The 8660-nt window shown below is 74.0% G+C and carries 10 protein-coding genes; 6 read left to right on the top strand and 4 right to left on the bottom strand.

Annotation, left to right across the window (positions count from 1 at the left end; genetic code table 11):
- Window positions 1–135: 135 nt before the first annotated feature.
- On the bottom strand, window positions 136–1293 hold the full coding sequence (locus ABEB07_RS19250; RefSeq protein WP_425589039.1) for a serine/threonine-protein kinase: 1158 nt from the start codon (window positions 1291–1293) through the stop codon (window positions 136–138).
- A 292-nt stretch (window positions 1294–1585) separates the two neighbouring features.
- On the opposite strand from ABEB07_RS19250, the gene ABEB07_RS19245 reads away from it, so the two are divergent.
- A complete protein-coding gene (locus ABEB07_RS19245; RefSeq protein WP_164585268.1) occupies window positions 1586–1774 on the top strand; it encodes a hypothetical protein in 189 nt (62 codons plus the stop codon).
- Between the two features lie 62 nt (window positions 1775–1836).
- On the opposite strand, the gene ABEB07_RS19240 is transcribed toward ABEB07_RS19245, so the two are convergent.
- Both ABEB07_RS19240 and ABEB07_RS19235 read right to left on the bottom strand, forming a co-directional pair.
- Entirely contained in the window at window positions 1837–3345 is a 1509-nt protein-coding gene (locus ABEB07_RS19240) for a long-chain-fatty-acid--CoA ligase (protein WP_345669463.1), read from the bottom strand.
- A gap of 97 nt (window positions 3346–3442) precedes the next feature.
- Window positions 3443–4630, bottom strand: a complete 1188-nt coding sequence (locus tag ABEB07_RS19235) for a thiolase family protein (RefSeq protein ID WP_345669462.1) — start codon at window positions 4628–4630, stop codon at window positions 3443–3445.
- Between the two features lie 165 nt (window positions 4631–4795).
- On the opposite strand from ABEB07_RS19235, the gene ABEB07_RS19230 reads away from it, so the two are divergent.
- The 5 genes from ABEB07_RS19230 to ABEB07_RS19210 all read left to right on the top strand — a co-directional run bounded on the left by ABEB07_RS19230 (window position 4796) and on the right by ABEB07_RS19210 (window position 7464).
- On the top strand, window positions 4796–5611 hold the full coding sequence (locus ABEB07_RS19230; protein WP_176151312.1) for an alpha/beta hydrolase: 816 nt from the start codon (window positions 4796–4798) through the stop codon (window positions 5609–5611).
- 61 nt (window positions 5612–5672) lie between these two features.
- Entirely contained in the window at window positions 5673–5930 is a 258-nt protein-coding gene (locus ABEB07_RS19225) for a WhiB family transcriptional regulator (RefSeq protein ID WP_164585272.1), read from the top strand.
- A complete protein-coding gene (locus tag ABEB07_RS19220; protein WP_345669461.1) occupies window positions 5927–6409 on the top strand; it encodes a Dps family protein in 483 nt (160 codons plus the stop codon). Before ABEB07_RS19225 ends, ABEB07_RS19220 begins: the two co-directional genes overlap by 4 nt.
- Window positions 6410–6457: 48 nt before the next feature.
- A complete protein-coding gene (locus ABEB07_RS19215) occupies window positions 6458–6805 on the top strand; it encodes a DUF3140 domain-containing protein (protein ID WP_176151309.1) in 348 nt (115 codons plus the stop codon).
- A complete protein-coding gene (locus tag ABEB07_RS19210) occupies window positions 6802–7464 on the top strand; it encodes an HhH-GDP family DNA glycosylase (RefSeq protein WP_176151308.1) in 663 nt (220 codons plus the stop codon). The genes ABEB07_RS19215 and ABEB07_RS19210 overlap by 4 nt, the downstream gene beginning before the upstream one ends.
- Here the strand turns inward: ABEB07_RS19210 and ABEB07_RS19205 are convergent.
- On the bottom strand, window positions 7451–8407 hold the full coding sequence (locus tag ABEB07_RS19205; protein ID WP_345669459.1) for a Cof-type HAD-IIB family hydrolase: 957 nt from the start codon (window positions 8405–8407) through the stop codon (window positions 7451–7453). The genes ABEB07_RS19210 and ABEB07_RS19205 overlap by 14 nt on opposite strands.
- Between the last annotated feature and the right edge of the window lie 253 nt (window positions 8408–8660).

Below are 8660 nucleotides of genomic sequence, written 5' to 3'. Positions count from 1 at the left end.
TCCACACCCCAAACCATCCCAAACAGAACCTGGGCGCCTTGACGGAAGACATAGAGGCACCCCCCGGCCCCCGGCCCACCCGCGGCCCGGCAGTCCGCGCAGTCCGCGCAGCCCGGCAGCCCGCGAATGCCCGGCCTAGAACATGCTCATCCCCAGCAGCAGCGCGCAGACGAACAGGGCCGCGCCGCCGAGGACGGCGAGGACCCGGAAGTGTCGGCGCGCGGAGGTGCGTACGGCCGGGCGGCGCGAGGCGGCCCGGTGCACGCTCGTGCTCCAGCCGGTGTCCTGGGCGGACGGCGAGAACAGGTGGGACGGGCCGGTCGAGGCGGACGAGGCGGCCGGGGCGGGGCCGTGGCCCGCGGTGTTCGGGCGCCGCGCAGGGCCGCCGCCCGGCTGCTGCGCGCCCCGGTGGCGGCCGGGTCCGGAGTCCCACTGGCGATGCGGCTCCGGTCCGGCGCCGGGCTCCTCCGGCGGCAGCGGTTCGGGCGCGCCGCGCCAGGCGCCGCTGCGGAACCAGTCGGCGGTCTCCCGTGCCGTGGGACGGTCCTCGGGGCGCTTGGCCAGCAGGCCGAGCAGATAGGTCTCGAAGGCGGGCGGCAGCGCGGCGCCCCGCTGGTGCGGCGGGACGGGCGGGGCGTCGACGTGCTGGTAGAGCAGCGCGGTCGGGCTGTCGGCCTCGAAGGGCGGGTGGCCGACGGACAGCTGGTAGAGGACGCAGCCCAGCGAGTACATGTCGGAGGCGGAGGACGCCGGGGTGCCGATGGCGCGTTCCGGGGCCAGGTAGAGGCCGGTGCCGACGATCTGGCCGGTCGTGGTGAGGCCGGCCGAGGGGTCGTCGACGAAGCGGGCGATGCCGAAGTCGGCTATGCGTATGGTGCCGTGACGGTCGCTCAGCAGGTTGCCGGGCTTGACGTCCCGGTGCACGATGCCCTTTTCGTGCGCCGCGGCGAGTCCTTCGGCCGCCTCCTGCGCCACCTGGGCCAGCCGGTCGGCGCGCAGCGGGCCGCCGCCGGTCAGCTCGGCGGCGAGGCTGCCGCCGTCGACCAGTTCCATGACGAGGAAGCAACGGCCGTCCCAGGTGCCGAAGTCGAGCGTGCCGACGACGTTGGGGTGGTTGAGCCGGGCGGAGGTCTGCGCCTCCAGCCGGAACCGCGCCTCGGCCGAGGCGTCGGCCACGTCGTTCAACAGCACCTTGACCGCGACCGGCCGGCCGAGGACCTCGTCCTGGGCCTGCCAGACCTCGCCCATCCCGCCGCGCCCGATGACCGTGTGCAGCCGGTACCGATCTGCCACCAGCACCCGTAGACCGCCTCAATCCCCGAAGTCCCACCCTCACGACCGCGCCCCCGGTGACGGGCGCGGCGGCCGCCGGACTCCGCATCCGGGTCGCGGCAACCGGCCCATCTTAACGATCACTTGGCGTGCCGCCGACCGTTGCCCCGCCTTCGGTACGACAGCCGGTCCGCCCCACTGAACCCTTATGAGTGAAAAGCAGGAAGTCGCTTCTCGTACAAATATGTAGAACTGATCATGTATGTCATCGTCGCCGTACCCGCTGATCCGCTCGGGAAAAGGGAGGACGATCTTGGATCCTTTGACATGGCTGCTCATCCCGTTGGCGACCGTGTTCATGGCGAGCGTGTGGAGTTGCTGCGCCGGGCGGTCGCGGCGTACCGACGTCTGGTCGGACGTGCAGCGCTTCGACCAGGTGCGGGCGGCTCTGGAACGCGCCGCGAAGGCCGAGGCACCGATGTCCTCCGCCTCGCGCGGCTGAGGGCGGCCGCCGGGCGGGTGGTGCGCCGCGCCGCGCCCCCGCTCGGGGCGCGGGCGCCCGCCTCAGGCGCCGTAGCGCGCCCGCAGCTCCCGCTTGAGGACCTTCATGCTCGGCCCCAGCGGCAGGGCGTCCACGAACTCGACGCGGCGCGGGTACTTGTGCCGGCCCAGCCGCTCCTTGGACCACGCGGTCACCTCGTCCGCGTCGGCCGGCGCGCCCGCCGCGGGGACGATCACCGCGCACACCTCCTCGCCGTGCAGCTCGTCCGGCAGGCCGATGACGGCGACCTGGCCGACGCCGGGGTGGCGCAGCAGCACCTCCTCGACCTCGCGCGGGTAGACGTTGTAGCCGCCGCGGATGATGACGTCCTTCTTGCGGTCGACGATCCTGAGGAAGCCCTCGTCGTCCTTGGTGCCGAGGTCGCCGGTGCGGAACCAGCCGTCGACCAGCGCCTCGGCGGTGGCCTCGGGGCGGCCCAGGTAGCCGGAGAAGACGTTGTGGCCGCGGATGACGACCTCGCCCAGTTCGCCGGTCGGCAGCAGTTCGACGCGGTCCTCGGTCTCGGCGCGGGCGATCTCCACGTCCACGCCCCACAGCGGGTGGCCGATGGTGCCGGCCTTGGTGCCGAACAGGGGCTGGTTCACGCTCGCCGTCGGCGAGGTCTCCGACAGGCCGTAGCCCTCGTAGATCTCGGCCCCGAAGGCCGCCTCGAACCGCTCCAGGACCGCGACCGGCAGCGAGGCGCCGCCGGAGACGCACACCCGCAGCTCGGGCAGCGCGTCGGCGTCGGCCGCCGCGGCGGCCAGCGCGACGAACATGGTCGGCACGCCGTGGAAGGTGTTGACCCCCTCCTTCACCATCAGCTCGATCGCGCGCGCCGCGTCGAAGCGGGGCAGCAGCACGAGCGTCGCCCCGGCCCGCCAGGTGGAGTTCATGGAGACCGTCTGGCCGAAGGCGTGGAAGAGGGGCAGGGCGCCGAGCGCGATGTCGTCGGGGCGGATGTCGTTGGCGTCGAAGGCGTTGACGGTGGCGTTCATCACCAGGTTGAAGTGGCTGAGCACGGCGCCCTTGGGGACGCCCGTGGTGCCGCTGGTGTAGAAGACGACGGCCGGGTCGTCGGCGGCCCGGGTGAGGTAGGAGGGCAGCGGCTCGGCGTCGGCGGCGAGCGTCTCCAGCTCCGCGCCGAGGGTGACGACGCGGACCCCGACGGCCTCCGCAGCGGCCGCGCCGGTGGCCTCCTGCGCAGGGTGGCACAGCAGCAGCGTGGCGCCGCTGTCCCTGAGGACGTGCTCGACCTCCGCCGCCGACAGCAGCAGGTGCACCGGGACGACGACCGCGCCGGCGGCGGCGATCGCGTAGTACGCCTGCGGGAACTCGGCTGTGTTGGGAGCCATCAGCGCGACCCGGTCCCCCGGCCGTACACCGAGACCGATCAGGGCCCCGGCCTGCGCGCGGGCCCGCTGCCACACCTGGTCGAAGGTGAGCCGCAGATCGCCTTCGACGAGGGCGGTGCGGTCGGGGCGGCGCTTGGCGTTCTCGGCGAGGATCGCGGCGACGGAGAGGGTTGCCATGGAGGGGTACTTCCTTTTGGTGCGGCTTCGTTGCGGCTCTTGGTCGTGCTCGTCCTGGTGGGACGCCCCCGTCGGCGTGCGTATGGACTGCGGTCGGTCAGTGGCGTTCGACCAGTACGGCGGTGCCCTGGCCGACCCCGACGCACATCGTGGCCAGGCCGCGGGCCGCGCCGGTGCGGCGCATGCGGTGCAGCAGCGTGGTCAGGATGCGGGCGCCGGAGCAGCCGAGCGGGTGGCCCAGGGCGATGGCGCCGCCGCTCGGGTTGACGAGGTCCTCGGCGATGCCGAGCTGGTCGACGCAGGCCAGGGCCTGGGCGGCGAACGCCTCGTTGAACTCGGCCTCCTCGACGTCCTCCGTGCGCCAGCCCGCGCGGGCGAGCGCCTTGCGGGTGGCGGGGACCGGGCCGAGGCCCATCACGTCGGGGTGGACGCCCGCGGAGGCGCCGGCGACGTAGCGGCCGAGGGATTCGAGGCCGAGGTCGTTCAGGGCCTCCTCGCTGACCAGCAGGAGCCCCGCGGCGCCGTCGTTCATCGGGGAGGCGTTGCCCGCGGTGACGGTGCCGCCGGCGCGGAAGACGGGCTTGAGGCGGGCCAGCTTGTCGTAGGAGGTGTCCTCGCGCACGCACTCGTCGCTGTCCACGACGGTGCCGTCCGGGCGCTCGACGGGCAGCAGCTCGTCGGCGAAGTGGCCGTCCTCGCGGGCCCGGGCGGCCAGCCGGTGGCTGCGCAGCGCGAACTCGTCCTGGCGTTCGCGGGCGATGCCGTGCCGCGCGGCCACCTCCTCGGCGGTCTCGCCCATGGCGAGCACGCCGTGCAGGTCCTTCATGGCCGGGTTGACCAGCCGCCAGCCGAGCCGGGTGTCGTACGTCTCCATCCGGTGCGGCAGGGCCTCGTCGGGGCGGGGCAGCACGAAGGGGGCGCGGCTCATGGACTCGGAGCCGCCGGCGAGTACGACGTCGGCCTCGCCGGCGGCGATGGTGCGGGCGGCGGCGGTGACGGCCTCCAGTCCCGAGGCGCACAGCCGGTTGACCGTGGCGCCCGGCACGGACTCGGGCAGCCCGGCGAGCAGGACGGCCATCCGGGCGACGTTGCGGTTGTCCTCGCCGGCCTGGTTGGCGGCGCCCCAGTAGACGTCGTCGATCCGCGCCGGGTCCAGCGCGGGCACGTCGGCGACCAGGGCGCGGATCACCCGCGCGGCCAGGTCGTCGGGGCGGATACCGGACAGGGCCCCGCGCAGTTTGCCGATCGGGGTGCGGCGGGCGGCCGCGAAGTGGACGGGGCGCACGGCAGAACTCTCCAGACGGCTCACACGGCCTCGCACGGATCATTAATTAGCACTGCTAGTTTTGGACTATAGACCTCGGACCGGCCCGCTGGGAAGATCCCCCCGACCGGCGCCCCGGGGACGGATCCCTTCCCCGGGCGCCCCGCCCCCGCAGCAGGAGGAGACATGGCCGACGCCCGCTCGCACGTCCTCGCCGGAACCCGGGGCGCGCTCCACGTCCACGCGTGGCCGCACCCCCGCCCGCGCTACGCCGCCCTCCTGGCGCACGGCTACGGCGAGCACGCCGGGCGCTACGCGGGGGTGGCCGGCGTGCTCGGGGCGCACGGGGCGGTGGTGTACGCGCCCGATCACGCGGGCCACGGCAGATCGGCCGGCGAACGTGTGGTGATCGAGGACTTCGAGGACGTGGTGAGCGATCTGCACGCGGTGGCCGGCCTGGTCCGGGCCGCGCACCCGGGGCTCCCGCTGGTGCTGGTCGGCCACTCCATGGGCGGCCTGGTCGCGGCCCGCTACGCCCAGCGCCACGGCGACGGGCTGACCGCGCTGGTGCTGTCCGGGCCGGTCGTCGGCGCCTGGGAGCTGCCGGGCCGGCTGCTCGCCCTGGACGAGATCCCGGACACGCCGGTCAGCCCGGCCGCGCTCTCCCGGGACCCGGCGGTCGGCGCGGCGTACGCGGCCGACCCGCTGGTGTGGCACGGGCCGATGAAGCGGCCGACGCTCCAGGCGTTCGCGCGGACGCTGGCGACCGTGGCCGCGGGCGGCGACGTCGGCGCGCTGCCCGTGCTGTGGCTGCACGGCGCGGACGACCGGCTGGTCCCGCTCGCCGGGAGCCGGGTCGGCGTCGAGCGCCTGACCGGGACGGGCGGAGACCTCACCGAGCGGGTGTATCCCGGCGCCCGGCACGAGGTGTTCGAGGAGACGACGCGGGCCGAGGTGTTCGCGGACCTGACCGGATTCCTGGACCGGGTCCTGGCGCGCTGACGGGCGGCGGGCCCGTGTTCGTCCTTGTTTGCGGCGGTCGGCTCCGGGCACCCGCGCGTCCATGGAGTGGTTGCGCAGTGCCGCCTGCGTGGGCGAGGACCCCGAGCTGTTCTTCCCCGTGGGCACCATCGGACCGGCGCGGCGGGACATCGCCGCGGCCAAGCGCGTGTGCGCCCGCTGTCCCGTGATCACCCAGTGTCTGTCCTTCGCACTCGGCAACGGGCAGACGGCGGGTGTGTGGGGCGGGACGTGCGAGGAGGAACGCGTCGCACTGCTCCGTACCGCCCAGGACGACGCCGCAAGGAGAACCACCGTATGACTGTCGTGAAGAGCACGATTTCCGACTCCGCCCGCCAGATCACCGGGGACGCGCTGCAGAGCACCCTCGTGGACCTCCTCGGGCTCTCACTGATCGGCAAGCAGGCGCACTGGAACATCGTGGGTCCCCGGTTCCGCTCCATCCACCTGCAACTGGACGAAGTGGTGGCCTCGGCCCGCGAGTTCGCCGACACGGTCGCCGAGCGCGCCGCGGCGCTCGGGGTCTCCCCCGACGGCCGACCCGAGACGATCGCCTCGGCGTTCACGCTGCCCGCCCCCAAGGAGGGCTGGGTGCGCGACTCCGACGTGGTCGGGGTGATGGTCGAGTCCCTGGAGGCCGCCATCGCCCGGCTGCGCGAGCGCATCGAGGCGACCGACAAGCCCGACCCGGTCACCCAGGACCTGCTGATCTCCATCACCGCCGAACTGGAGAAGCAGCGCTGGATGTTCGCGGCCGAGAACGTCGCCCGGGAGAGCTGACCGGCGCGCGCCGACCGCCGATCCGCACCACGAACGAAAGGGGCCGCGATGACCGACGCCCTCGAACTCGACGCGCTGTGGGAGGACTTCCACCGCGTGGTGAACATGACCTCGCAGGAACTGGCCGCCTGGCTCAGGGTCCGGGACGCCGGCGAGGACACCGAGCCGCTGCCCGACGACGCGGGCAGCCCCACCGGGCAGCATGTGCTCGCCATCCTCCAGAAGCGGCGCACCGATCTGACCGACGACGATCTGAGGGTGATGCGCAAGGTCGTCGACAGCGTCACCGACCAGGCGGACCTGGAGAACGAGCCCGAGCCCTCGGACGCCGGGGACACCCGCCGCAGGCACCGGCTGATGACGCTCGGTCACGACCCGCTCAAGGCGAGCCGGTGACCGAGGCCGACGGCGGCGGCCGGGACGGCGGCCGGGTGCTGCACGAGCTGGTCGAGGCGCACGGCGAGACGTTCGCCGAGGAGGCCGGCATCACCCTGAAGGACACCCCGCAGCCGCTGTACCGGCTGCTGGTCCTCGCTGTCCTCCTCAGCGCCCGCATCCGCGGCTCGGTCGCCGTGGCCGCCGCCCGCGAGCTGGCCGGGGCAGGGCTGCGCGATCCGCGCCGCATGGCCGGTGCCGACTGGCAGGAGCGCGTCGACGCGCTGGGCCGCGGCGGCTACCGGCGCTACGACGAACGCACCGCCACCCAGCTCGGCGAGGGCGCCGAGCTGGTGCTGGAGCGCTGGGGCGGCGATCTGCGCCGGATGCACGAGGAGGCCGGCGGCGACGTCGGCACGCTGCGCGACCTGCTCCAGGAGGTGCCGGGCCTGGGACCGGCCGGCGCGGACATCTTCCTGCGCGAGGTCCAGGACGTGTGGCCCGAACCGGCCCCCTACCTGGACGCCAAGGCCCTGTCGGGCGCCGAGCGCCTGGGGCTGCCCAAGGACCCGGACCGGCTCGTCGCCCTGGCCGGCGACACCCCGCCCGCCCATCTCGCGGCGGCGCTGGTGCGCGCGGCCCTGGACAAGAAGCTGGCCGACTCCGTCAGCTCCGGCTGACCGCCCCGTTCCCGCTGACCGCCCCGCGCGGCAGGCCGAGCAGGCGGGCGACGGTGCGCAGGACGCCGTCGTCGTTGTTGGAGGGGGCCAGGTGACGGGCCCGGCGGACGACCTCCGGGTGGGCGTTGGCCATGGCGAACGACCACTCGGCGGCGTCCAGCATCTCCAGGTCGTTGAGGTAGTCGCCGAACACCAGGGTCTGCGCGGGCGTGATGCCCGTCGCCCGCTGGAGCCGGCGCACCGCGGCGCCCTTGTCGGTGGTGCGGTTCATGACGTCGACCCAGTGCTCGCCGGAGACGACGACCTTGTGGGTGGCCGCGAACGGCTCCAGGGCGGGCGCCGTGGTCCGCTCGGCCGGGCCGAAGTCGAAGAGGGCGACCTTGATCACGTCGTCGTCGACCTCCGTCGCGTCCGCCACCGTCCGGTGCTCCACGTAGTACTTGCGGACTTCGGCCAGGAATGCCTCGTCGGTCCGCTCGACGTAGGCGGACCGCTTGCCGCAGACGACCGCGCCCACGTCGGCGCCGCCGGCCACCAGGTCCCGCACCGCCCGCACCAGGCGCCGGGCGACGGCCGGGTCCATCGGGTCCGAGCTGATCTCCACCCCGTCCCGGACGACGTAGGCGCCGTTCTCGGCGATGAAGACCATGCCCTCGTCGGCGCCGGCGAACTCCTTGGCGAGCGTCGCGTACTGGCGTCCGCTGGCCGGGCTGAAGAGCACACCGCGACGGCGCAGCTCGGCCAGGACGGACCACAGACCTTCCGGCATCTGCTTGGTGTCGTCGAGGAGCGTGCCGTCCATGTCGGTGACGATCAGTCGTATGTCGGCGAGGCCGTCGATCGCTCCGGAGCCGTCCAGCGCGCCGAGGTGAACGGCCGGCTGCGGGCCGGGGACGGTGGCGGCGGCGTGGCCGTTGAGCGGGGGCGGTGGGGTGCTGGGCATGTCCTGATCTCCGTACGGGGCGCGGCGGGGCGCCGGGGGATGAGGCGGCGGGGCGGCCGTCGCCGACCTTCGAGGCAAACACGTCCGGGCGCCCCGGGGCAAACGCGCCCGCCGTGACGGCACCGGCCGACGGAGTCGAGTCCGCCGATTCCCGGGACACGCTGATCATCGGGCGGCACAATGGGCGGCGTCGGCACGAACGGACACGAGAGCAACCTGGAGCGCGGACGTGACCGAGAGCCACCCTCCGTCG

The sequence above is a fragment of the Streptomyces similanensis genome, from assembly GCF_039543625.1.
GTDB classification, from domain to species: domain Bacteria; phylum Actinomycetota; class Actinomycetes; order Streptomycetales; family Streptomycetaceae; genus Streptomyces; species Streptomyces similanensis.
The sequence above is the reverse complement of the archived record's forward strand: the minus strand, read 5'-3'. Positions and strand labels throughout refer to the sequence as shown.

What these genes read in the sequence shown, in the direction of transcription:
- ABEB07_RS19240 (WP_345669463.1), bottom strand. Translation starts at nt 3,345, where the DNA reads ATGGCAACCCTCTCCGTCGCCGCGATCCTCGCCGAGAACGCCAAGCGC.
- ABEB07_RS19230 (WP_176151312.1), top strand. Translation starts at nt 4,796, where the DNA reads ATGGCCGACGCCCGCTCGCACGTCCTCGCCGGAACCCGGGGCGCGCTC.
- ABEB07_RS19225 (WP_164585272.1), top strand. Translation starts at nt 5,673, where the DNA reads ATGGAGTGGTTGCGCAGTGCCGCCTGCGTGGGCGAGGACCCCGAGCTG.
- ABEB07_RS19220 (WP_345669461.1), top strand. Translation starts at nt 5,927, where the DNA reads ATGACTGTCGTGAAGAGCACGATTTCCGACTCCGCCCGCCAGATCACC.
- ABEB07_RS19215 (WP_176151309.1), top strand. Translation starts at nt 6,458, where the DNA reads ATGACCGACGCCCTCGAACTCGACGCGCTGTGGGAGGACTTCCACCGC.
- ABEB07_RS19205 (WP_345669459.1), bottom strand. Translation starts at nt 8,407, where the DNA reads ATGCCCAGCACCCCACCGCCCCCGCTCAACGGCCACGCCGCCGCCACC.